The 22,730-nt window shown below is 66.9% G+C and carries 24 protein-coding genes and 1 tRNA gene; 16 read left to right on the top strand and 9 right to left on the bottom strand.

What is annotated here, in order from left to right; genetic code table 11:
• Positions 1-14 precede the first annotated feature (14 nt).
• Complete coding sequence (locus BLW38_RS13515) at positions 15-296, top strand: ribbon-helix-helix domain-containing protein (RefSeq protein WP_008307424.1); 282 nt, start codon at positions 15-17, stop codon at positions 294-296.
• Positions 297-470: 174 nt separating this feature from the next.
• Here BLW38_RS13515 and BLW38_RS13510 read toward each other — a convergent pair whose 3' ends face one another.
• Both BLW38_RS13510 and BLW38_RS13505 read right to left on the bottom strand, forming a co-directional pair.
• Complete coding sequence (locus BLW38_RS13510) at positions 471-2,312, bottom strand: cation:proton antiporter domain-containing protein (RefSeq protein ID WP_092817750.1); 1,842 nt, start codon at positions 2,310-2,312, stop codon at positions 471-473.
• 193 nt (positions 2,313-2,505) lie between these two features.
• The gene (locus tag BLW38_RS13505) at positions 2,506-2,853 is read right to left on the bottom strand and encodes a hypothetical protein (RefSeq protein ID WP_092817738.1); all 348 of its coding nucleotides are present in this window, start codon (positions 2,851-2,853) and stop codon (positions 2,506-2,508) included.
• 119 nt (positions 2,854-2,972) lie between these two features.
• Here BLW38_RS13505 and BLW38_RS13500 point away from each other — a divergent pair, with 119 nt between their 5' ends.
• The 3 genes from BLW38_RS13500 to BLW38_RS13490 are packed head-to-tail and all read left to right on the top strand — an operon-like array spanning position 2,973 to position 6,454.
• The gene (locus BLW38_RS13500) at positions 2,973-4,097 is read left to right on the top strand and encodes a tRNA (guanine(26)-N(2))-dimethyltransferase (protein ID WP_092817737.1); all 1,125 of its coding nucleotides are present in this window, start codon (positions 2,973-2,975) and stop codon (positions 4,095-4,097) included.
• Positions 4,098-4,157: 60 nt separating this feature from the next.
• Positions 4,158-5,429, top strand: coding sequence for a YihY/virulence factor BrkB family protein (locus BLW38_RS13495; RefSeq protein ID WP_245710233.1), 1,272 nt, complete (start codon positions 4,158-4,160; stop codon positions 5,427-5,429).
• Positions 5,429-6,454, top strand: coding sequence for a phosphatase PAP2 family protein (locus tag BLW38_RS13490; protein WP_092817735.1), 1,026 nt, complete (start codon positions 5,429-5,431; stop codon positions 6,452-6,454). Before BLW38_RS13495 ends, BLW38_RS13490 begins: the two co-directional genes overlap by 1 nt.
• On the opposite strand, the gene BLW38_RS13485 is transcribed toward BLW38_RS13490, so the two are convergent.
• Positions 6,412-7,368, bottom strand: coding sequence for an RNA methyltransferase (locus BLW38_RS13485; RefSeq protein WP_092817734.1), 957 nt, complete (start codon positions 7,366-7,368; stop codon positions 6,412-6,414). The genes BLW38_RS13490 and BLW38_RS13485 overlap by 43 nt on opposite strands.
• Entirely contained in the window at positions 7,365-7,976 is a 612-nt protein-coding gene (locus tag BLW38_RS13480; protein WP_092817733.1) for a hypothetical protein, read from the bottom strand. Before BLW38_RS13480 ends, BLW38_RS13485 begins: the two co-directional genes overlap by 4 nt.
• 134 nt (positions 7,977-8,110) lie before the next feature.
• On the opposite strand from BLW38_RS13480, the gene BLW38_RS13475 reads away from it, so the two are divergent.
• The 12 genes from BLW38_RS13475 to BLW38_RS13420 all read left to right on the top strand — a co-directional run bounded on the left by BLW38_RS13475 (position 8,111) and on the right by BLW38_RS13420 (position 18,793).
• Positions 8,111-9,334: a dihydropteroate synthase gene (locus tag BLW38_RS13475; RefSeq protein WP_092817749.1), complete on the top strand. Its 1,224-nt coding sequence runs from the start codon at positions 8,111-8,113 to the stop codon at positions 9,332-9,334.
• Positions 9,335-9,604: 270 nt separating this feature from the next.
• Positions 9,605-10,300 (top strand): 6-hydroxymethylpterin diphosphokinase MptE-like protein, encoded by a 696-nt coding sequence (locus tag BLW38_RS13470; RefSeq protein ID WP_092817732.1) that lies wholly within the window; start codon positions 9,605-9,607, stop codon positions 10,298-10,300.
• Positions 10,301-10,411: 111 nt separating this feature from the next.
• Positions 10,412-10,702, top strand: a complete 291-nt coding sequence (locus BLW38_RS13465) for a 50S ribosomal protein L21e (RefSeq protein WP_092817731.1) — start codon at positions 10,412-10,414, stop codon at positions 10,700-10,702.
• Between the two features lie 11 nt (positions 10,703-10,713).
• A complete protein-coding gene (locus BLW38_RS13460) occupies positions 10,714-11,070 on the top strand; it encodes an RNA polymerase Rpb4 family protein (RefSeq protein ID WP_092817730.1) in 357 nt (118 codons plus the stop codon).
• Between the two features lie 101 nt (positions 11,071-11,171).
• Positions 11,172-11,870, top strand: a complete 699-nt coding sequence (locus BLW38_RS13455; RefSeq protein ID WP_092817729.1) for a DUF655 domain-containing protein — start codon at positions 11,172-11,174, stop codon at positions 11,868-11,870.
• A 68-nt stretch (positions 11,871-11,938) separates the two neighbouring features.
• Positions 11,939-12,817: a 16S ribosomal RNA methyltransferase A gene (locus BLW38_RS13450; protein WP_092817728.1), complete on the top strand. Its 879-nt coding sequence runs from the start codon at positions 11,939-11,941 to the stop codon at positions 12,815-12,817.
• Positions 12,818-12,999: 182 nt separating this feature from the next.
• Complete coding sequence (locus BLW38_RS13445) at positions 13,000-14,229, top strand: mechanosensitive ion channel family protein (protein WP_177167512.1); 1,230 nt, start codon at positions 13,000-13,002, stop codon at positions 14,227-14,229.
• Positions 14,226-14,807, top strand: coding sequence for a HemK2/MTQ2 family protein methyltransferase (locus tag BLW38_RS13440; RefSeq protein WP_092817727.1), 582 nt, complete (start codon positions 14,226-14,228; stop codon positions 14,805-14,807). The genes BLW38_RS13445 and BLW38_RS13440 overlap by 4 nt, the downstream gene beginning before the upstream one ends.
• A 116-nt stretch (positions 14,808-14,923) precedes the next feature.
• Positions 14,924-15,928 (top strand): 5-methyltetrahydropteroyltriglutamate--homocysteine methyltransferase, encoded by a 1,005-nt coding sequence (locus BLW38_RS13435; protein WP_092817726.1) that lies wholly within the window; start codon positions 14,924-14,926, stop codon positions 15,926-15,928.
• Positions 15,928-17,001: a methionine synthase gene (locus BLW38_RS13430; RefSeq protein ID WP_092817725.1), complete on the top strand. Its 1,074-nt coding sequence runs from the start codon at positions 15,928-15,930 to the stop codon at positions 16,999-17,001. Before BLW38_RS13435 ends, BLW38_RS13430 begins: the two co-directional genes overlap by 1 nt.
• 60 nt (positions 17,002-17,061) lie before the next feature.
• Positions 17,062-17,511 (top strand): Lrp/AsnC family transcriptional regulator, encoded by a 450-nt coding sequence (locus BLW38_RS13425; protein WP_092817724.1) that lies wholly within the window; start codon positions 17,062-17,064, stop codon positions 17,509-17,511.
• Between the two features lie 124 nt (positions 17,512-17,635).
• Complete coding sequence (locus BLW38_RS13420) at positions 17,636-18,793, top strand: DUF63 family protein (RefSeq protein WP_092817723.1); 1,158 nt, start codon at positions 17,636-17,638, stop codon at positions 18,791-18,793.
• Between the two features lie 42 nt (positions 18,794-18,835).
• Here BLW38_RS13420 and BLW38_RS13415 read toward each other — a convergent pair whose 3' ends face one another.
• The 5 genes from BLW38_RS13415 to BLW38_RS13395 form a co-directional block, all read right to left on the bottom strand.
• Positions 18,836-19,627 (bottom strand): inositol monophosphatase family protein, encoded by a 792-nt coding sequence (locus tag BLW38_RS13415; protein ID WP_092817722.1) that lies wholly within the window; start codon positions 19,625-19,627, stop codon positions 18,836-18,838.
• Between the two features lie 295 nt (positions 19,628-19,922).
• Positions 19,923-20,864, bottom strand: coding sequence for an isocitrate lyase/PEP mutase family protein (locus BLW38_RS13410; protein WP_177167511.1), 942 nt, complete (start codon positions 20,862-20,864; stop codon positions 19,923-19,925).
• A 469-nt stretch (positions 20,865-21,333) separates the two neighbouring features.
• Positions 21,334-21,417, bottom strand: a tRNA-Leu gene (locus BLW38_RS13405).
• 66 nt (positions 21,418-21,483) lie between these two features.
• Entirely contained in the window at positions 21,484-22,377 is an 894-nt protein-coding gene (locus BLW38_RS13400) for a GAF domain-containing sensor histidine kinase (RefSeq protein WP_092817720.1), read from the bottom strand.
• A 5-nt stretch (positions 22,378-22,382) separates the two neighbouring features.
• Positions 22,383-22,730 (bottom strand): zinc ribbon domain-containing protein (locus BLW38_RS13395; protein WP_143040878.1); only part of this gene is annotated, 348 nt, incomplete at its 5' end.

The raw sequence follows: 22,730 nt of genomic DNA, 5'->3' as shown, positions 1-22,730 counted from the left end.
CGTATTACGTCTATATGTCCGAAGCAGCTACGAATGATGACGGCGGGGACGACATCGCCACGGTCAACTTCAAACTCACCGAGTCGTTCCTCGAACAGATAGACGACACGTGGCAGGGACGCGGATTCAACAGCCGGAGCGAGTTCATCCGGTACACACTTCGGGACGCCGTTGAGTTCCCGACGTTCGACCGCGACGAACTCGTCGCCCTGCTCGAAGCCGAGGAAGACATCCGCGAGGGACGAACGACGAGCGCCGAGGAAGCCCGCGAGCGGTTCGGCACGAGCGATGAGTGACGACGGGTGGACGTGGGAATGCGCCTCGATGTGTAGAGTGGTTGCGAGGGACAGACACAGTCCCTCACAACACACCGACAGCGAGCCCGATCCGAGTCATCCGTTCCGTCGTGAGGTGTAGAGGCGTCCCCGGACGGTGACTATCGCCGACATCGGTCGTCAGCGATCGAACCATCAATCGTGCGGGTGGAACCGCTCCATCGCGCGTCTGACCGCGTCGGTGTCGCCGATGAAGGTGACGTGGTCGCCGTACTCCAGAACGGTGTCGGCCGACGGGACGTGATTCTCGCCGTCACGGCTGACGACCGCGACGAAGGTGCCGTCGGGGATCTGCGCGTTGAGGTCGCGGATCGTCTTCCCGGCGAGATTCTCCGCGGTCACCGCCACCTCCTGAACGTCGTGGCTATCGCCCAGCTCGTTCATCCAGTGGGAGATCGCCGGCCGCTCGATCTCGTCGTCGATGGCCACCGCCGTCGCCGTCGGCGAGTCGATCCCCGTCACACCGATGCTCTCGAAGGCGTCGACGTTGTCCGGCTCGTTCACCCGCGAGTACACCGATTCCACGCCGAACTTCGTGATCGCGAGCTGGCACGCGAGCAGGTTGACGTCGTCGTCGCGAGTCACCGTGATCACGCGCTTGGCGTCCTCGATTCCCGCGCCCCGCAGCGTCTCCGTGTCGCTGCCGTCGCCCTCGTAGACGGTGAACCCCTCCGATCGGGCCTGCTCGATCTCGTCATCGTCGGTCTCGATGATGATGACGTACTCGCCCCGCTGCTCCAGTCGTGTGGCAAGCGCCCGGCCGACCCGACCGCCGCCGATGATTATCGTGCGCATTGGTGACACTCCGAGGACGTCGCCGATCTGTCGCGCCAGCCCGGCCTCGATCGCGACCGTGGTAAAGATGACGGCGAACACCGTGCCGACCAGGAGATCGCCCGCCGCCACGTTTCCCGCGAGTTCCAGTTCGATCGCGAACAGCGTGGCCACGCTCGCCGGGATGATCCCGCGCGGTCCCACGCCGGCGATGAACAGCCGCTCGGGCCACGTGAACCGCTCGACGCCGGCCGTGGCGATCAGCGCCCCGAGCGGTCGGAGCACGAGCATGATCACGAGGACGAGTCCGACCGCACCGAGGCCGAGCTGCAGTATCGCCTCGACGTCGATCAGCGCGGCCAGCGAGATGAACACGAACGAGAGAACGACGAGCGTCGTGTTCTCCGTGAACCGCTCGATCTCCTCTCTGTTGTTGATGTCGAGGTTACCAAGCAGGATCCCGCTCGTCGCGGCCGCCGCGATGCCCGCTTCGGCGGCGACGGCCTCGGCGGCCGCGAACGCACCAACTGCCGCCGCCAACACGAGGAACTGCGACGCCTGCACGTCGCGTTTGGGGACCAGATCGCTGTTCAGCAGGAAGTATATCACCATCACCGCGAGCATCCCCGCGAGCACGCCGACGCCGAGTCGCTCGACGAACGAGACGACGGTCGCCGGAACCCCGAGGTCGTCGAGCAGCAACGTTTCGAAGACCACCACGGCGACGATCGCGGCCGTCACGTCGTTCACGATCCCCTCGGTCTCCAGTGCGGTCGCCACGTGGTCCCTGACGCGGACGACGTTGAGGATCGGCGTGATCACGGTTGGCCCCGTCGCCACGAGCAGTGCACCGATGAGCAGCGCGATCTCCCAGTTTGCCCCCTCGAAGAACCGGACCGCGGCCGCCGTCCCGAGGAACATAACGAGCGCGCTGACCGTCACCAGCCGGAGCGACACCGTGGATGCGCCCCGGATCCGATCGATCTGCAGGGCGAACGCGCCCTCGAAGACGATGATCGCAACGCTGAGCCCCACGATGATCTCGAGCCCGTCCCCGAACGTCTCGAGAGTCACGAGCCCCAACACCTCCGGTCCAAGCACGACGCCGATGAGCAGATAGAAGATGACGCTCGGCACCTGCAGGTGATGAGCGACCAGCTGAACGACGAGCCCCGACACGAGAATCACCGCGATGACTGGCAACAGACTGGACACGTCTACGAGTTGTACGTCCGTCACCCTCCTTAGTAGTACGCTTCCACGGATTCATCGAACGCCGCGTCGATGAACGTGGTCAGTTCGTCGTTCTCAACGGCCACATTCAGCGATGCAGTGCCTGAGGACCGTGATGCCTGACGACCAAGACCGAAGCGATGGGAGCATCCGTCGATGGCGCCTACAGGAACTCCCGAACCTCCGAGTACCACATATCGTGGTGCTCGACCGCGTCGATCCGGTCGGCGATCTCGACGGCGAGGGCGTGCCAACAGCGCTGGTCGGGGTCGTCCTCGTCGAGGTTGTACGTCGCGTCCGCACAGGTGCAGCCGCCGTCCTCGATCACGTACTCGTCCTCATGGCCGACGACGACGGTGAAATCCCGGTAGCGTTTGACCCGTCCCTCGGCGACGGCCTCGATCGCACGCGTACCGCGATCGCCGTGGGCGTCGACGATCGCGGCGGTCACGGGACCGGTGAGCTCGCCGGTCCCCGCGAGCGCCGCGTGCCAATCGTCGGCCGAGTCCATACCCCCGCGTTCAGGAGGCACCGGCAAAACGGCGTCGGTGTCCAGAGGAACTCGCGGCGGCGACAACGCGGTCACGCCCGGAACGCCCGGTTTTTATCGGCCGTCGCCGAACGGGCGGTATGGAACGCGAGGAGGGCGGGATCGTGATCGAGGTCCCGGAGTCACGCGACGGCGCGAGCGAAGGCACCGGCGACGACGTCTTCTTCAACCCAACCCAGGAGCTGAACCGGGACGTGACCGTCGCGGTCCTGCGCGCCTACCGCGACCGGGAGCCCCGGGCAGCGTCGTACCTGGACGCGATGGCGGCCTCGGGGATCCGCGGCGTGCGCGCCGCCGCGGAGGGGTACGACGTCACCTGTACCGACACCGACGCCGACGCCGTCGAACTGGCCCACGAGAACCTCGAGCGCAACGACCTCGACGGAGCGGTTCGCCAGCAGGGGTGTAACGCCGCGATGCACGAGGGGCTCTTCGACGTCGTCGACCTGGACCCGTACGGGACGCCGATCCCCTTCGCGGACGCCGCGTTCGCCAACGCCCGCAACCTGGTGTGCGTCACCGCGACCGACACGGCGCCGCTGTGTGGCGCCCACCAGCGGTCGGGGATCCGCAAGTACGGGGCGGTCCCGCAGAACACCGAGTACCATCCGGAGATGGGGCTCCGGACGCTGCTGTCCGCGCTCGTGCGGACGGCGGCGCGGTACGACGTCGCGGCGACCCCGATCTGCTCGCACGTCTCCCGGCACTACGTGCGGACCTATCTTGAACTCGACGGCGGCGCGCAGGCGGCCGACGAGTTGATCGACGAGCTCGGGTTCGTCTACCACTGCGAGGACTGTCTCTTCAGGGACCACGAATACGGGCTGATCCCGTCGGCCGATCGCCCGGATCGATGTCCACGGTGTGACTCGAATCGGCTGCTCGTCGCCGGGCCGATCTGGCTGGGGGCGGTCGCCGAACCCGACTTCGTGCGGGCGGTCAGGGAGGCGATCGACGACGGGATGGGCGAAGCAGCGCGGGCACGGCGGCTCCTCGACCGCGTCGCAACGGAGCTCGATACGCCGACCCACTACGACCAACATCGGCTCTACAAGCAGTGGGGCGAGCCCGCGATCGGGATGGACGAGTTTATCGACTACCTTCGGACGGCCGGCCACGAAGCGACACGAGCCCACTACCACGGCACAGCGTTCAAGACGCCGGCGACGATCCCGGAGATCCGTGCGGCGGTCCTCGGGGAGTGAGGGCTCGGACCCACCTGGTTTTTGTAAGCCACCGCCGAATCCGTCGGCGTGTACGCTACGGTGTCACCCCACGTCGAGACCGCACGGCGGATCGTCGCCGCCGTCCGTGACCGCGACGTCACGTTTCTGGCGGCCAGCGTCGCGTACTACGCGTTCATCTCACTCGTTCCCGCCCTGCTCCTGTTGATCGCGATCTCGAGCGCGGTCCTCGGGGACGCGGTCGCGTCGATCGTCGTGACCGAAAGTCGGTCGTTTCTCACCCCGGCCGGCCAGGAGGCCGTCGCGAGCGCGATCGCGTCCGCGGAGGGGCGAACGGGCGCGACCTTCCTCGGCGCGGTCGTGTTGGGCTGGTCGACGCTGAAGGTGTTCCGTGGGCTCGACACCGCGTTTCAGACCGCCTACGGCGTGTCGGAACCCTCGACGTTGGTCGGGGAGATATCCGACGCCGCGGTCGTCGCCGTCGGGATCGGAACGGGGATCGTGTCGATGGTCGTCCTCGGAACGGTGATCGCGGGCAGCGAACTCCTTCCCGCGATCGCGGACGTTCCCGGGATCGGGATCGCCAGCTTGCTCGTATTGCCCCTGGTGCTCGTGGTGGTCTTTTTCCCGATGTACTACGTGCTCCCGAACCGCCCGGTTTCGGTCCGGGAGGCGATCCCTGGAACCATCCTCGCCGCGGTGGGGTGGACGGTCCTGCAGGCGGGGTTTCAGGTGTATGCCGCGAACGCCGGTCAGTACCAGGTGTACGGCGTTCTCGGTGGCATCCTCCTGCTCGTGACGTGGCTCTATCTCGCCGCGATCGTGGTGATAACCGGCGCGGTGGTGAACGCGGTGATCGCGGACGTGGCGGTGATCGAGGACCGGCAACTCCAAGGGGACCCCGGTCGACCGACCGATATGGGCGACCGCGAGGACACCGAGGCGCGCGCCACGAGCGACGACGAGACCCCCCGGGGGGCACCCGACGTCGCCGAACTCGAGGCCGAGGTTCGTCGGCTTCGAGCCGACCTCGACGAGTTCGAGGACGACGTCGAACGACGCACCGTCGACAGGCCCCGGCTTGAAACCGAACTGAAGACGTACGTTCGCAAGCGGATGCGTCGCGGACACGCGCGAGGGTGGGGCCCGTACCTCGTGTTGCTATATGGCACCGTCCTGACGCTGGGCGCCTTCCGATATCTGGATGGCGGCTACGCGATCGCCGCGATGCTTATCCTCGGCCTCTCGACGCTCGGGCTGTACACCCTGTTCGTCCTCGTCGGGGTCGGGCTCAACGCGCTCGAGGCACCGGGGAAGGCGGTCGAGTACGTCCGGAACCGCGGCGACGACTGATGACCGCGATGGGTCGCGGGATCGGCGAGTCCACGATCGTCGAGGCGCTGCCCGACGCAGTGGTCGTGGCGGGCGCCGTCGTGACCACGCTCGGCGACACCGCGTTCGTCTTCGTCCTCCTGCTCGCCGCCTACTGGGTCCTCCCCGAACGAGTCGCGACCGAACCACGGCGGACGGCTGCGACGGTGATCGCGATCGTCACCGGCACGCTCGCCGTGCTCACGCTGTTGAAGGTCGGCTTCGGGCTCCCACGACCGCCGGCCGCCGCGACGCCGGCCGTCGCGCCCGACTGGCTGCCGACGCTTTTCGAACCGTGGTTCGCGGAGACGACCGCCGATGACGGATTCGGGTTCCCGAGCGGCCACGCGACCGGCGGCGCGGTGACGTATCTCGGGCTTGCCGCCGCGCTGGACCGGCTCGGGACCGCCCGTCGCCGGATCGCGGTGGGAGCGATCGTGGCGGGGGCGGTGGCGATCTCACGCGTCGTGATCGAGGTACACTACGTGGTCGACATCGTCGCCGGCGCGGCCCTCGGAACGGGACTTCTCGTCGGTGGAGCCGTGCTCGCGCGCGGGCGGAGCGACGGAGCGAACCGGAGCGCTGCAGTTGCCGGTTGGCTCACGGCGGTCCTCCATGGATCGGCGAGCGGTCGACGGACGCTCGACCCGACGCGACCGTTCCTCGCCGCGGCCGTCGCCGCCCTCCTCGGGGTCGCGGTCGCGATCCGGGCCGGCGACCCCGGCAGCGTCGTCGACGCGAGCGCGGCCGTCGGGACCGCGCTCGGCGGCGCGGCTGGGTGGCGTCTCTGTGACGGGTCGGAGCCCCCGGTGTGGGCGCCGGTCGGCCTGGCCGCGGCCGCGGTTGCCGGGCCGCTGTGGGTCCTCTCGCTGGCGGGCGTCGTCCCGCCGATCGTGGGCGCCTGCCTCGCGTTCGTGGCGGCGGCGATCATCCTCTCGGCGCCGCGCCTCTCAGCCCGCGTGGATCACCGACGCGGGGCGTCCTCGTCGTACAGCGACTCGCCGTAGGTCTCGGCGAGGTCGTCGGCGAACTCCAGCTTGTCGGTCGCCTTCCGGAAGACGCCGAGCAGCGTGTGAACCTCCCGGTCGGTCGGATGGGCGCGACCGAGGAGACGACGAAACAGCGTCTCGCACCTGTCGCGACGGTACTCGCGGTGGTCAGCGTGCTCGAGGAATCGCTCGAAGTAGTCGTGCAGCCGCTCGATGTCGGCCTCCGTGGCACGCTCGAGGTCGACGTCGGGGAGTTGGTACTCGTCGACGGTCAGTTCGCGGAGCTCGTACAGCAGGACGGTCGCGGCCTGGCCGAGGTTGAGAACCGGATAGTCCTCGTCGGCCGGGATCGAACACACCTCGTCGAGCCGCCGGAGCTCGTCGTTGTCGAGCCCGGTTCCCTCGCGACCGAACACGAGCGCGGTCCGGGTCTCGACGGTGCGCAGCGAGTCCCGCAGTTCGACTGGCGTCGAGTAGGGGAACCGGACGTGGCGGCGAGCGTCCTCGCCGGTGATCGCCGTGCAGCCGACGGTGTGGTAGGTCTCGACGACCTCCTCGAAGGTAACCGTCTCGGCGTTCGGGAGGACGTCCTCCCGGGCGTGCCCGGCGAAGCCGTAGGCCTCGCCGTCGGGCTCGAGCTCGGGCGGGTCGACGAGCTTGAGGTCCGTGAGCCCGAAGTTCTTCATCGCCCGGGCGATCGTCCCGACGTTCCCCGGCGTCTCCGGCTCCACGACGACCACAACGGGATCGGTCGATCGGGGGCCCGACCGTGTGTCCGGTTCGAGGTCTGTGTCGGAGTCGGCGTCGGAGTCGAAATCGGTGTCGGAATCGAAGTCGAGGTCGGAATCACGGTCCGTGTCGGAGTCGACATCTGGATCGGGGCCGTGGTCAGAGCCGGAAGCGTGATCGACAGTGGGATCGTCGTCGGTCATCGATCCCCACTCGGATACTCGGTCGAGAGGTCCACGGCGGCGTCGTCGAGGTCCTCCGGCGAGAGACGGTCCTCGGCGGGGTCGTCGTCCGTTCCGTCGGCGTCGTCCGACGCGTACGACCGGATGTCGATCCGGCGGCCCTCGAAGTCGGCCTCGATCCGCTCTTGGATCTCCTGTTGGCCCGGGGGATCGGGAAGCGCCTCCGGGTCGGACTCGACGTGGTCGAGTCCACCGTACCCCTCCGGCGCGCGATTGCCGGCCGCGTACCACTCGTGGAACCGATCGGCGAACGTCTCCTCGCCTTTGTGTTCGCTGCCGTCGTCCTCGCGGAACCAGTAGAGGAAGTCCGCCTCGTGGTCGTCACACAGCAGGAGCTCCCCCATCGGTTCGCCGTAGACGATCGTCGCCTGATTGGCGCGGTACAGCTCCTCCTCGCCGTACTCGAGGTAGCAGGCGTCACACGGCTCCTCGACGAGTTTCGTCAGGCGGACCAGTCGTTCACTCGACTCCTCGGGGATCTCGTCGAGGGACCTGAACTCGCCGTCGTCGTCGAAGATCTCGGACTCCTCGAAGCGCCATCCGCGGAGCCCGACGCTCACCTTGCCCATATCCGTTCGTCGGCGGCGCGGGAGTATAAGCGCGTTCTTCCCAGGGTGGGCCGTGGACCCGCTGCCACACGATCCGAGTCGTCACCTGGACCGGTTCCGGACCGCCTATGGTGATCGCGACCGTGTCGATCGATATGCGAACTGTGGACGCGGCAGGACTCGAGATCGGCGACGGGCGGCCGCCGCGGATTATGGGCGTGCTCAACGTCTCGGCGGAGTCGCCCTACGACCCGAGCGTGTTCGACGACCCGGGTGAAGCGGCCGAATACGTCGACTCGGAGCTGATCGACGAAGGAGCGGACATCGTCGACGTCGGGCTCGAATCGGCGAACAAGCGGTTCGACGTCCTCACCGCCGACGAGGAGATCGACCGTCTCGACACGGCGGTCGAAGCGATGGCGTCGACCGCCGGCGACGCCGTCTGGTCGATCGAGACGCGGTACCACGAGGTCGCCGCGGAGGCGCTCCGTCGGGGGTTCGATATGGTCAACGACGTCTGTGGGTTCGCCGATCCCGAGATGCCGGCGGTCTGTTCGTCCCACGATGCCGCGGTCGTGAAGATGGCCTCGCCGCCGGACCTCGAGCGTCCGGGCGCGATCCCGGACGTCGACGGGATCTACGAGGCGCTGTCGCGAAACGGGTTCACCGAGAAGACGATCATCGATCCCGCCTTCGGCGGCTGGACCGAGGAGAAGACGCTCGCCGACGACCGGGAGACGTTCCGTCAGCTCCGGGAGTTCCGCGGCTACGGGCGGCCGATGCTCGTCTCGATCAACCGGAAGAACTTCCTCCGGGAGGTCGCCGGGCGCGACACCGAGGCGGCGCTACCGGTGTCGCTCGCGGCCACCTCGATGGCGGTCGAGCGGGGCGCCCACGTGATCCGGACCCACGACGTGGCCGAAACCCGCGACGCCGCACTCATCGGCGCCGAGTTCGCCCGGGATCGGTACCGCAGCACGGCCGACGGGATCGGCGTCGAGGAGCTCGACGTGACTATGCCGGGCGAGGCGACGCGGCACCTCGATCGGCTGGAGGCGGCCGCGGCGATCGCCGACGAGAGCGTCGTTCGAGTCCTCGAGCTGTCCGGGCTCGACGGCGAGCGGATCCGGACGCTCCGGGCGGCGACCGAGGGAACGACCGCGGCGTTCGCGCCGGCCGGCTCCGCGAACGCCGAAACGGAGGCAGAGACGAAGGCGACGGCCACCGACGGATCCGGACGGGAACCGACGCGCGGACTCCTAGTCGGAACGCCGGCCGCGATCGCCCGGGTGCACGAGCGCGTCAGGGGCGCCGACGCCGCCCTTGAAGCGGCGTTCGATGGAGTCGTAGAGGACGGAGCGACCGAACGGTCGAAGTAAGAGAACGTGTATGCCATCGGATGGAAAACGGGTCGACCGGACGCCGAAGGGGCACGCGGGTAGGGGCAGTTCGTGCCACTTCGGCCCACACCTTCACCGACGTCGAGCGGCGACGCCGCCGATCGCGGGCCCGGGTCGTCGATCGGCCGGCACCGATCGGTCGACCGGCTCCTGGAGGATGGCCGACCGAGATCGGCGACAGAACCACGCTCGGCGACAGAACCACGCTCGGCGACAGAACCACGCTCGGCGACGCGACGGGAGGGCCGGATGAACTTCGAGACGTGGGAGCCGGCCTACGAGGCGCTCCTGTCAGATTTCGGATTCGACCGTGCGGCCGACGAGCGGGCGCGTGACGTGGCTGCAGCACTCGCATCCCCGTTTCCGACCGATCGATTCGATATGCTGGCCGACGCCACCGTGGCGATCGCCGGGGCAGGACCATCGCTGACCGACGATGTCGACCTTGAACGGGCGGCCGCCGCCGACGCCGTCGTCGCGGCGTCCACGGCGGTCGACGTCCTCGTGGAGGCGGCGATCTCGGTCGACGTGATGGTCACCGATCTCGACAAGAACCCGGAGACTGCACGCCGGCTTACGGCGTCCGGGACGCCGGTTGCGGCGCACGCACACGGGGATAACGTGCCGGCTGTCCGGACGTGGATCCCCCGGTTCACGGCCGAGCACGTCCTGGTAACCACACAGGCCGCGCCGCGCGGACCGGTCGTCAACCACGGTGGATTCACCGACGGCGATCGGGCGGCGTTCCTCGCGGATCACGCCGGCGCCGCGGAGCTGGTCTTCGTCGGCTGGGACTTCGCGGATCCGAACGTGAGCCCGACGAAGGCACGCAAGCTCGAGTGGGCCGCCCGGCTGTTACACTGGCTCGAACTGCGGCGCGACGCCCGGTTCGACGTCCTCGACGACCACCGGGCGGAGCTCTCCCTGCCGTGGCTGTCGACGTGAGCGGGCGATCGACCATCCATCCGCGGGAGCGACCGCGGCTGTGAGCCGATCACGAGCGCGTCTCGTAACGCACCATTTATAACCGCGCCGACGGTAGACGGGCTCACGACTATGCCGAGTTCCAACGGGCCCAACAAAGCGACGCGCAACAAGCTCTCGAACAAACCGCGCGAGCGCGGAACGTCCCCGCCGCAGCGGGCGATCCAGGAGTACGAGGAGGGCCAGAAGGTCCACCTCAAGATCGATCCGAGCGTTCGCGATGGCCGGTTCCACCCCCGATTCGACGGCCAGACCGGGACCGTCACGGGCAAGCAGGGCTCGGCGTTCACCGTCGAGATCACCGACGGCGGCAAGGAGAAGACGCTCATCGTCTCCGCCGCCCATATGCGCGCACAGAACTAGAGGGGACGGAGATGAGCATCTTCAAAGAGAAGCTCGAGGAGGAGACCATCACGACGGCCGAGGCCAAGGACATCCTGGTGGACATCGAGGCCGAGCGGGCCAACGACGAGGAGCGGGAACTCCGCTACGAGCTGGCGCGAGCGATCGAACACGTCAACCGCTTTGCGGTCCTCGAGGCCGAGGAATCACGGGAACTCGTCGAGGAACTGGCCGCCCTCGAGTACGTCGACGAGCAGGCCGCGATCAAGATCGCGGACCTGTTGCCCGGCGACCGGACCGAGCTCCGCTCGGTGTTCGCTCACGAACGGTACTCGCTCGACGGCGAGCAGCTCGACGAGATCCTGAACGTCGTCGCGAAGTACGCCTGAGGGCGGCGCGAGCGCATCAGGGCCCTGCGGCCCGGATCGACGGGTTGGGATCCACGTGGTGGCGGGCGATTTTTAAGTATCACCTCCCCATAGAGAGGCGTATGAACGAACCCCAGCGTTCGCGCGTGCTCCCGGACGGCGGGACCGAGACCGAGTCCGGCGACGCCGCCGACCGCTCGGACGCATCCGATGCCGCCGACGCATCCGAGGCCGACTCAACCGCGGAGGCATCGACGGCGGCCGACGAGGACCGCCAGTTCGCGGTCGCACTCGACGTGTTGCCACAGGGGCGCCCGGGCGACGACCGCCCCCAGTACCAGAAGTCGCCGATCGCGTACGCGCTGGGAGAGGCGGACTTCCGGCTGTTCGAGCTCACGCTGACCGACGACGCCGACCGCTCCGTGGGTGATCGGATCGCCCTCGATCCGCGGCCAGAGGACGTCTCGCGGTACCGGGAGGTCGAGCACGACGATCTGACCCACAACGCGGCTGCCGAGATCGAGTACGCGGTCGAACAGATCGTCGAGACGAACGAGCGCCGGTTCGTCGACTTCTACAACGACGCCGAGCCGATCACGCTTCGGCTCCACCGGCTCAACCTGCTTCCCGGCATCGGCAAGAAGCTGCGCAACAACGTCCTCGACGAGCGGAAACGCGGTCCCTTCGAGAGCTTCACGGACATCGCCGATCGGATCTCCGGGCTTCACCGGCCCAAGGAGGTTCTGATCGAACGGATCATCGAGGAGATCAAGGAGGATGACCTCAAGTACCGGGTGTTCGTCGACCGCCACGAGGGGTGATCGACGATCGAACCGCGGACGACTGACCGAAACGGGACGTTTACCGGGGCGGTCCGTGTAGCGGAGGTATGACCGATTCGCCGACCGCCCCCGAACCGGGCGACCGCGATCCGGACGGCCTGATCCGACGGGCCGGCCTTCGGGTCGACCCCGATCAGGACCAACACTTCCTCGTCGACGACCGCGTTCTCGACCGGATTCCGACGTACCTGCCGGCAGCCGCCGACCGAAGCCACCTGCTCGAGATCGGTGGTGGTGCTGGTGCGCTCACCGACCGCCTCCTCGGATCGCTGCCCGTGGACGGGCAGCTGACCGTGATCGAGCGCCACGAGGGGTACGCGTCGTTTCTGGAGACGGAGTTCGCGGACGCGGTCGACGCCGGCCGGCTCACGGTGGTGACGGGGGACGCCCTCGACGTCGAGTTGCCGCCGTTCACCGCATCCGTCTCGAATCTCCCGTACGGAGTGTCCTCGGAGATCGCCTTCCGGCTGCTGCCCGAAAAGCGACCGCTCGTTGCCACGTTCCAGGCGGAGTTCGCCGACCGGATGGTCGCCGAGCCGGGAACCAGCGCGTACGGGCGGCTGTCGGTGTCGGCCCAACACTACGCCGACGTCGAGATCGTCGAACGGATCCCGCGGGAGGCCTTCGAGCCGAAGCCGGCCGTCGAGAGCGCGGTGGTCCGGTGTACCCCGCGGGACCCCGAGTACGAGGTCGCGAACGAAGCGTTCTTTCTCCGGTTCGTCAAGGCGTTGTTCACACAGCGGCGGAAGACGGTGCGGAACGCGATCCGAAACACGGGCCACATCTCCGGGCTCGAGGAGCCCGAGGCCGTCGTCGACGTCGCCGACGAGGGCCTGCTCCGGAAGCGCCCCGGCGACCTCGCGCCGGCGACGTTCGCCGAGATCGCGGCGGTGGCTCTCGATCACGGAGAGCCGACGGGGGAGTGACGGGACGGGCCGAGTGTGAAGCTTCTTGAGTCAGTACGCGCAACACATCCGACAGTGACTGTGGGAGAGATCGACGCATCGACAGGGCACCCGCGTTCCCCGAAACGGGCACGACTGCGGGTACGGGTACGACCGTCGGAACGGGCACGGCTTTCGACGTCGTCGCGACTGGAGCACGTCCGATGACCGGGTTCGAGGCGATCGTCGGGGTCCTTTCGGGAGCGCTTCCGGCAAGCAATGGGGTGATCCTCGTAAGCGACACCGTCTGGCCCGGGAACGGACAGGTCGCGCTCGGACCGCTCGAGCGCGCGGTCGCGAGCGCCGGCGTCGTCGCGGTCGTGGTCGCCGTTCGGTCCCTCGTGCGACGCTATCGAAGCCGACAGGATGGCGACCTCGGGACGACGAAACGGCTCGCCCTCTCGAGCGTGATCGCTGCGTCGACGGCTGCGGGCGTCCTCACGGTCGTCGGGCTCTGGGGACTGGGCGACCAGCTCGTGGCCGCCTACGGCAGCCTCGAGCTCGCCGAGCAGGTTCCGAACATCGTGCTTGCGGTCATCGTGCTCGGCGGCGCGTACGCGCTGACCGACTTCTTCGGACAGATCATCCGCGAGGTCGTCTCGACCGGAAAGACGGTCTCGACCCACCAAAAGCAGATCATCTACCGGCTGACCCAGCTCGCGGTCTACTCGCTGGCGGGGCTGATCGTCATCGGCCTGTTCACCGATAATCTCGGGAACCTCCTCGTCGGTGCCGGCTTCCTCGGCATCGTCGTCGGGATGGCGGCGCGTCAGACGCTCGGATCCGTCCTGGCCGGGATCGTGTTGATGTTCTCGCGTCCCTTTGAGATCGGCGACTGGATCGAGTTCGAGGAGAACGAGGGGACGGTCACCGAGATCACCGTCTTTCACACCCGGATCCAGACGTTCGACGGCGAGTACGTCACGATCCCGAACGACCGTATTGCGAACAACCCGATCATCGATCGATCGCGAAAGGGACGGCTCCGGATCGAGGTCGAGGTCGGCATCGACTACGACGACGACCCGGACCACGCGGCGGACGTGGCACAGGAGGCGATGGCCGACCTCGACGACGTTCGAACGGCGCCGCGGCCGAAGGTGGTCGCCAAACGGTTCGGCGATTCCTCGGTCGTCCTCGGGGCCCGGTTCTGGATCGACCAGCCCAGCGCGCGCAAGCGGTGGCGCACACAAACGGCGGTCATCTCGGCGCTCCACGAGGCCTTCCGCGAGGAGGGTATCACGATCCCGTTCCCGCAGCGGACCCACGGCGCGCGGTCGGCGGGGCTGTCGGTGACGGTCGGGTCGGGTGGCGACGCCGGATCGAGTGGTGAGGCAGCATCGGGCGGCAACGCTACATTGGGTTCCGACGCGGGAACGGGAGGCAGCGAGTGACCGACCTCGCCGAGCGGCGCGGCGCCGAAACGACCGTTTATCAACCCGCCGAGGACTCCGGCCTGCTGGCCGAGGCGGCGATCGCCGAGGCCACCGGCCGCGTGCTGGAGGTCGGCACCGGATCGGGCTGGGTCGCGGAGCGGATCGCGACGGCCGATGACAGTGCCGACGTCGAGGTGGTCGCCAGCGACGTCAACCCACACGCCTGCAGACAGGCGCGTGAACGCGGACTCGATGTCGTCCGGGGGAGTCTGCTCGACCCCTTTCGGGACGGCGTCTTCGACACCGTCGCGTTCAATCCCCCGTACCTGCCGACCGACCCCGACAACGAGTGGGACGACTGGATGGAGACGGCACTGTCGGGCGGGCGAACCGGCCGTGAGCTGATCGAGCCGTTCCTCGACGACGTCGGCCGGGTGCTCACACCGGGGGGCTGCGTCCTGCTGCTCGTGAGTTCGCTGACGGGCTACGAGGCCGTCATCGATCGCGTCGAGGCGGCCGGCTTTTCCCACGAGGTCGTCCGGGAGGAGTCGTACCCCTTCGAGACGCTCTCGATACTCCGGCTGACGCAGCGGTGAGGCCGTTGGACGCAGCGGTGAGGACCGACGGATACAGCACAGGGGCCGGGTGAGATTACCATTGGGAATAAGTTCCATTAGAAAATATTAAACTACGGCATATCCTAGCTTCGCTGATGACTGAACGAGTCGCGACGACGCCGGGACTGTTTCCGCTCCCGGACTGGGCGAAGGAGACCCTCTCCGATCTGAAGGGTCACCAGAAGGGGGACCTGTTGAGCGGCAACGAGGGGCCGGAGATCGTCTCGACGTACGCCGACGTCCGATCCGAACTGATCGATGACCAACTCGATGCCGGATTGGACCGCATCGTGGAGGGCCAAGCGCGATGGGACGACATGATCGCCCATCCGCTGACGGTCGCCGACGGCGTCGAGACCGGCGGGATCGTCCGTTACTACGACAACAACAACTTCTACCGCGATCCGCGGGTCGTCTCGGAGCCGACCGCAAGCGGCGACGTCGCCGAGGAGCTTGCGTCCGCAAGCGATCAGCTACCGGCCGACGATGACGTCGCCCTCCAGGCGGTGCTGCCGGGTCCGTACTCCCTGTCCGAGCTGGCCACGAACGAGACGGGAGCGGACGCGGAGGCGTTCCGCGAGTCGATCGCCGCGTTCCTGGCGGCTGAGGTCGAGGCGCTCGGGGACCACGAGACGCTGTTCCTGTTGGAGCCGTCGCTCGTGGAGCAACCCCCCGAGGACGGCGTGGACGCGCAGGCGAGCGACGCGATCGATCGCGTCGCGTCGGCGACCGACGCCGACGTCGTCGTGCACACCTACTGGGGGGCGATCCCGGAGAAACCCTACGCCCACCTGCTCGATGCCGACATCGACGCGGTCGGGCTCGATCTCGTCACCGGCGACCGGGACGACTCGGTGTACAACGTCCAGGAGTACGGTGCCCCCGACTCGGTGGCGCTCGGCGTCGTCGACGGGCAGAACACGCTCGTTGAGGAGCCCGAAACGATCGCCGAGCGCGTCGGGTGGTTCGAGGAGCAGCTGCCGGTCGGCGGCTTCGAGACGACCTACGTCACCTCGAACACCGAGCTGTTCTACCTGCCGGAGAACAAGTATCAAGCCAAGCTGAACGCCCTCGCCGCGGGCGTGGAGGTGTTGTCCTGATGGTTCGAGTTCCCGACGTCAACCGCGACCAGTTCCGCCCGAAATCGCACCCGAACGACCACTTCCTGTTGACCACGGTCGTCGGCTCCTACCCGAAGCCGAAGTGGCTCAACCGCGCCGACGACCTCGTCGATGACCCCGACTCGAAGTTCGACGCGGACGACCTCGCGGAGGCCCACGACGACGCCTGTCGACTGATCACCCACGAACACGAGCGCGCGGGGCTGGATACCGTCGTCGACGGCGAGATGCGCCGCAACGAGATGGTCGAGTTCTTCGCCCACCGCATCCCGGGCTACGAGTTCAACGGCCCGGTGAAGGTGTGGGGACACAACTACTTCGACAAGCCCTCCGTCGTCGAGCCGGTCGAGTACGACGAACCGTGGCTCGTCGACGAGTTCGAGTTCACGAGTGACGTCGCCGAACGGCCGGTCAAGGTTCCGATCACCGGCCCCTACACGCTCGGCTTCTGGGCGTTCAACGAGGCCTACGAGACGACCGAGGACCTGGTGTACGACCTAGCCGATCTCGTCAACGAGGAGGTCGAGGCGCTTGTCGAGGCCGGCGCGCAGTACATCCAGATCGACGAACCCGCGCTGGCGACGACCCCGGAGGACCACGCCATCGTCCACGAGGCGCTCGACCGGATCACCGCCGGGATCGACGACGACGTCCGGATCGGCCTGCACGTCTGTTACGGCGACTACTCGCGGATCTACCCCGAGCTCAACGAGTTCCCGATCGACGAGTTCGACGTCGAGCTGTGCAACGGCGACTACGAGCAGGTCGAGGTGTTCACCGACCCCGACTTCGAGCCGGACCTGGCGCTCGGCGTCGTCGACGCCCACACCGCCGAGGTGGAGTCGGTCGCCGAGATCAAACGGAACATCAAACAGGGCCTGCGGATCGTGCCCCCGGAGAAGCTCACGATCTCGCCCGACTGCGGACTCAAGCTCCTGCCCCGGGAGATCGCCTACGGAAAGACCGAGAACATGGTGACGGCCGTCCGCGAGGTCGAGGCCGAGCTCGACGCCGGCGAGATCGACCTCGAAAACCCGCTCGCCGACGAGTAGGCTGGCGGTCCGGATACAGGCGGTCGCAACGCCAAAGGCAGCTCCCGCCATCGGAACGGTATGGACCTCGATGGGACGGATCGGGCGATCCTCCGCGTCCTCGGAGAGAACGCCCGAACGCCCTTCTCGGAGATCGCACATCGTGTGAACGAGACCACCGACACCGTCCGGGATCGGGTGAATCGGATGGAGGACGCGGGCGTGATCGAGGGGTATCACGCCGCCGTGAACGCCCCCGCGTTGGGGTACGATCTCGAGGCGTTCGTCGGCCTCGAGGTGACCCAGCGCAACGTCGACGACGTCATCGCCGCGCTCGACCCGATCGAGGCGGTTCGGGATCGTCACCTCACGGCCGGCGAGTGGGACCTCCTGCTTCGGGTCGTCGTCGAGGACGCCGCGGCGCTTCGTGATCTCGTCTACGACCGGATCGCCGGGATCGAGGACGTGGATCGGTCACGAACGCTGCTCGTCCTGGACGGAGAGACGAACGTGGGCGATCCGCAGCTGTGACCGGTCCGTCCGCAGTCGTCCGTGACCGGGCCGTCCCGGTCGTGGCGAACTACTCCGGTCGTGGACGGACCGGCCACGGTCGTGACCGGAACGCTCAACCCGTCGGTCGTTCGCAGTTGTACCAATGAGTGACCGGATCGACGAGCGCCTCGACGTCTCGCCGGAGGCGGCGTGGCTCACAGCCGTCGTCTCGATCGTGGTCGGGATCGGCGCCGGCGCGGTACTGTTCCCACGGATCGTCTACGACGGCTTCCTCTGGCGGTACTTCTGGGGACCGGTGGTCGCCGACGGCGAGGGGGCCGCCTGTGCGGTGCGCCGCGGCGGCGCGACGGAGTATCTCTACTCCTCGGACGCGTGTGCGGAGGCCGCCGCGGCCGCCGACGCGGTGGTCGCCTCGCCCGGATACACGACCGTCTCGACGGTCTCGTACATCGTCATCCTGCTGGTCGCGCTGATCGGCGTCCTCTTCCTCCTTCGCCGGCTCGGGATCGGTGAGGAGCGGCGGTTCTTCTTCGCGCTGTTCCCGTTCGTGCTCCTCGGGGGCGCGCTGCGAACGATCGAGGACGCGGGCGTGGCCGCGCTCGACGCGGGCGGCCAGCACCTGATCCCTGCCCCCTGGACCGCGCTGTTCATCAGCCCGTTCATCTACGTGACCGTGTTCGCGATCACGCTCGGCTGCGTGGTCCTCGCGTACGCCCTCGCGGACCGCGGGGTGACCGATGACTACGCACGACCCCTGTTCGCGATGGGGAGTGTGGCGGTCATCGGGTCGGTCGGCTACCTCGGGTCCCTCGCCGCAACGACCACGTTCGTCGGGTTCAACGCGGCGGTGATCGTCGCCATCCTCGCGATCGCCACGGCGTCGGCGGGCGTGACCTGGTGGCTGATCGAGCGGTACGAGCCGTCGGTCAACGCGGGAACGGGGTACATCGGACTCGTCGTCATCTGGGGCCACGCGATCGACGGCGTGGCGAACGTGATCGGGCTTGACTGGATGCCCGTTCTGGCCGACAGCGCAAACCTCGTGCCGAAACACGTGGTCAATGCGGCGATCGTCGACTGGACGGCACGGTTGTTGCCCCCGTCCGTCCTCTCGGTGACCGGCGACGCCTGGCCGTTTCTGATCGTGAAACTCGCGGCCGCGACGTTCGTCGTCTGGGTGTTCAACGACGAGATGTTCACGGAGTCGCCGCGGTACACGGTCCTGCTGTTGATCACCGTCCTCGCCGTCGGCCTCGGGCCGGGGACCCGGGATATGCTGCGCGCCACGTTTGGGATCTGAGACGATCGTCCGGGATCGCGGCGATCGCCACGGCCGACTGACTCAGGCGATCTCGGCGGCCGCATCGAGCAGTTCGTCGTGGAGGTCGCCGTTGGAGGCGACCAGTCCGGTCGAGTCGTGTCGCCAGCGGTCGCCCTCGAGGTCGGTGACGGTGCCGCCCGCCCGTCGGATCAGGTGGACGCCCGCGACCGAGTCCCAAGGGTGAGAGACGACGTTCGTGATCGCGCCGTCGATGCTGCCGTGGGCGATCCCCGCAAGCATCGCCTGGGCGGAGCCGATCCGGCGGACGTCCCAGAAGCGCTCGAGCAGCGCCGCACACGCGTTGCCGTACTCCTCACGGCGGTCCATCGGCCACCACATCGCCGGCGCGGCGAGGGCGGCCTCGGGATCGGTCACGTCGCTGACCGCGATCGGCTCATCGTTTCGGACGGCGCCCGCGTCGCCGGCGACGTAGACGTCCTCGAGCGCCGGCATCGCGACGGCGGCGGCGACGGGGTCACCGTCCACGACCGCCGCGACGGCGGTTCCCCAGACGGGATCGTTGCGGACGTAGTTGGTCGTCCCGTCGATCGGGTCGACGATCCAGACGGCACCGGCGTCGGGGACCGTTTTCAGCTCGTCGTTCTCCTCGCCGACGATCGCGTCCTCCGGGAACGTTTCGCGAACGACGTCGATGACCTCGCGCTGGGCGGCGCGGTCGGCCTCGGTGACGACGTCAGCCGTCCCGCCCTTCGTCTCGACGGCGATCCCGGTCCGGAAGTGCTCGTGGGCGACGCGGCCCCCCGCCCGGGCCGCGCGCTCGGCGACCGTGACTCGATCGACGGTGTCGGTCATACTCGGACTCGGCCTGGCGCGCCCGTTAACGCATCGATCGGCCCCGCGGGCGGGGCACAGCACCCATGAAGACAGTGACTGAGACGGGTTTCATCCGCGCTGATCGGAATTCTTGTGGTCAATCACCGACGATTGCCGACCTGGAACGAGCGATCGTCGGGAACAAGTGACGAGAGTCCCTTGAGACGCCCGAAAGCCTCGAACCGATCGCGCAACGATTCACTCGAGAGGGGTTGTCCCATTGGAGTTCCCCGACAGCGGACGACGTGGCGGTACTGTTCGGGCCGTCCGATGTTCAGATGTCTTTTCCGACGGAGGACTGATACTTCTCCATCTCTTCTTCCGGGAGATACTCCCGCTCGAGGTCAACAACCTCGTTCATCCCCTCGAAAGCATAGAAATCCCCAACCGGCAGTTCGTCCATCTCGGCTTCGAACTCGACAACGTGGTCCATTCCCCGGTCTTTGAGCTGGGACATATACTCGTGGACCGCCTGAATCGTCGGCGTCATCGACGCGTGATAGGACACGAGCGAGTATCCCCACTCCGCTAACACTGCCTCGTCGACCGCCGGCGCGAGACTGCGGTTCGGACCGCTTTTGTTGTACAGCAGGGGCCCATCGATACCGCGGCCGATCTCCTCGGCGGTCGATTCCGAGTGGATTCCGTCGACGAAGACGAGGTCCGCACCTGCGTCTATGAAGTCGTTCCCGCGATCGATCGCTTCTGATGGGCCGCCATTTGTCACGCCCAGCGCGTCGGTGCGACCGATGATGACGAACTCCGGATCGATCTCGTCTCGAAGGTCGCAGACGGCACGGACTTTCTCTTGCATCTCCTTCCGTGGGATAACCCGTTTGCCGGCCACCTGTCCGCAGCGTTTCGGATCGACTTGATCTTCGATGTGGAAGCCGGCACACTCGGTGTTTCGGATGACTTCCTCGGCGGTTCGTCGGGCGTTGATCGCGTTTCCGAACCCAGTGTCGACATCCGTGTACACTGGTGTATCCACGGCCTGAGCAACGTTTCGGGAGACGGTTACCGCCTCGGGCATCGTCAGGTATCCGGCGTCGGGCAATCCGAGTGCACTGATGCTTACGCCGTGGCCCGAGAGCGAAATCGCATCGAAGTCGGCCGCTTCCGCTAACTTCGCCGTCAGGGCGTCGTGAACGATCGGTATGCGGGAAACTTCGTCCGATTCAACGAGAGTTCGTAGCGCCGCTCGTTTCGAGGTCACGACTATCGAATTCTCCTACTACCACTATTATTCCTCCGGTGAAACGACCGTCGAAGATGCTCGGCGGCCCAGTGTTAACTTAAGCATAATTTCACCGGATAGAACGGGATTACAACCACGTTTCCGCGATCGGTGGGTCGACGTATCTGAAACAGTTTGTAAACAAAGGGGTTCTCCGTTATATTTCACGAAAGATACGTTGGGCTGCGTTTCTGAAGCCGTGGATTTCGACGCGAAAGTGACGGTTTTCACGCCGAAGCACTCCTCTGAGATCGTCGGCGTCATCGACGAGAAACAGCGCATCGAGAATGGAGGACTCTGTTGGTTTCCGGATCGACAGCATTGACGAGAGCTTCGCCCTTGTTCGCCACTCGGAAGTCGTCACTTCTGATGGATGGTAAAATGTTGTTTTGCGAGGGAAGAACGCTCCGAGAGCGCCCTTCCGCATCACGGGGGATGACCCCGGCGATGCGAGGGGAGGGATTTGAACCCACGGACCTCTACAGGAGCGGATCTTGAGTCCGCCGCCGTTTCCCGGCTTGGCTACCCTCGCACGCGTTCGATGGATGACCCTCGTTAAGGTTTAAGCCTCCGATCCGCGCTCGGCGAGTCTCCGGCGTCACCCATCCGTGATCTCGAAGCGTGCGCCGCCGTCGTCGCTTTCAGTGACGGTGATCTCCCAGTCGTGGGCGTCGACGATCTCGGAGACGATCGCGAGGCCGAAGCCCGTGCCATCCTCGATCGTCGTGTATCCGCTCTCGAAGACGTCCGCACGTATCTCCTCGGGGACCCCCGTCCCATCGTCCTCGACGTAGAATCCGTTCGGGAGATCGCCGACGGTGATGGTGAGTGAACGTCCGCCGTGTTGGGCGGTGTCCGCCTCGTGTTCGACGGCGTCCTCGCGAGCGTGCGAGCGGGGGCTCGTTGAGCTGTGCTCAACGGCGTCCTCGCGAGTCTTCGAGGGAGGGCTCGTCGAACCGTGTTCGACGGCGTTTCGGAAGAGGTTCTCCAGCAGCTGTTGCAGCCGCCGCCGATCGGCCTGGACGGTTCGTTCGGCACCCACCGAGAGCATGGCATCGTTGGTCGGGACCGTTTGCCAGCAGTCCGCAGCGAGCGCGCCGAGATCCACGCGTTCGGTCTCGTCGATGACGTCGCCGGAACGTGCCAGTAGCAGGAGGTCCTCGATGAGCGTATCCATCCGATCGACGGCACGCCGTGCACGGGATAACTGCGCCAGATCACCCGTTTCGTCCGCGAGATCTATCGACCCGGAAACCACGTTCAGCGGATTCCGAAGGTCGTGTGACACGATGGAGGCGAACCGTTCGAGCCGGTCGTTCTGCCGTTGCAGACGATCAGTGAATCGCTCGCGCTGCAGTTCGTAGCTCACCCACTGGCTCAGGAGGTCGACAAGCGTCACCTCCCACTCCGAGAACTGTCCATCGCGAGGCTCAGTGTCGTAGAAACAGAACGTTCCGTACACCTCGTCGTCGACGTATACCGGCGCACCCACGTGAACTACCCCTGCCTAGTCGCTGCCTTCGTCGGCTCCTTGAGGCAGGGGCTTCCTGTTTCGATGACGCGCTTTGCAGACACCGAATGAGTGTCCGTAGGGAGCGCAGTCTCCACAGGCGTGTCTTCGGGCCATTCCAGCCCTAATTCAGAAAAACCGCGTTGAAGCACATTCATTGCTGCGTTCGCGTCACGGTCACACTCGAATCCACAACTTGGACAGGAGTGTTCTCGAACCCAAATGGGCTTGGCTGTCTCCACACCGCACGACGCACACTCTCTGGTCGTTCCTGCCGCTTCAACCTGCACAACGTGACAGCCGTACAACTCGGCCTTGTACTCTAAGAGCGTGAT

Source organism: Halopenitus malekzadehii (assembly GCF_900108505.1).
GTDB lineage: Archaea > Halobacteriota > Halobacteria > Halobacteriales > Haloferacaceae > Halopenitus > Halopenitus malekzadehii.
Note: the sequence above shows the minus strand (reverse complement) of the source record. Positions and strands in the feature narration are given on the sequence as shown.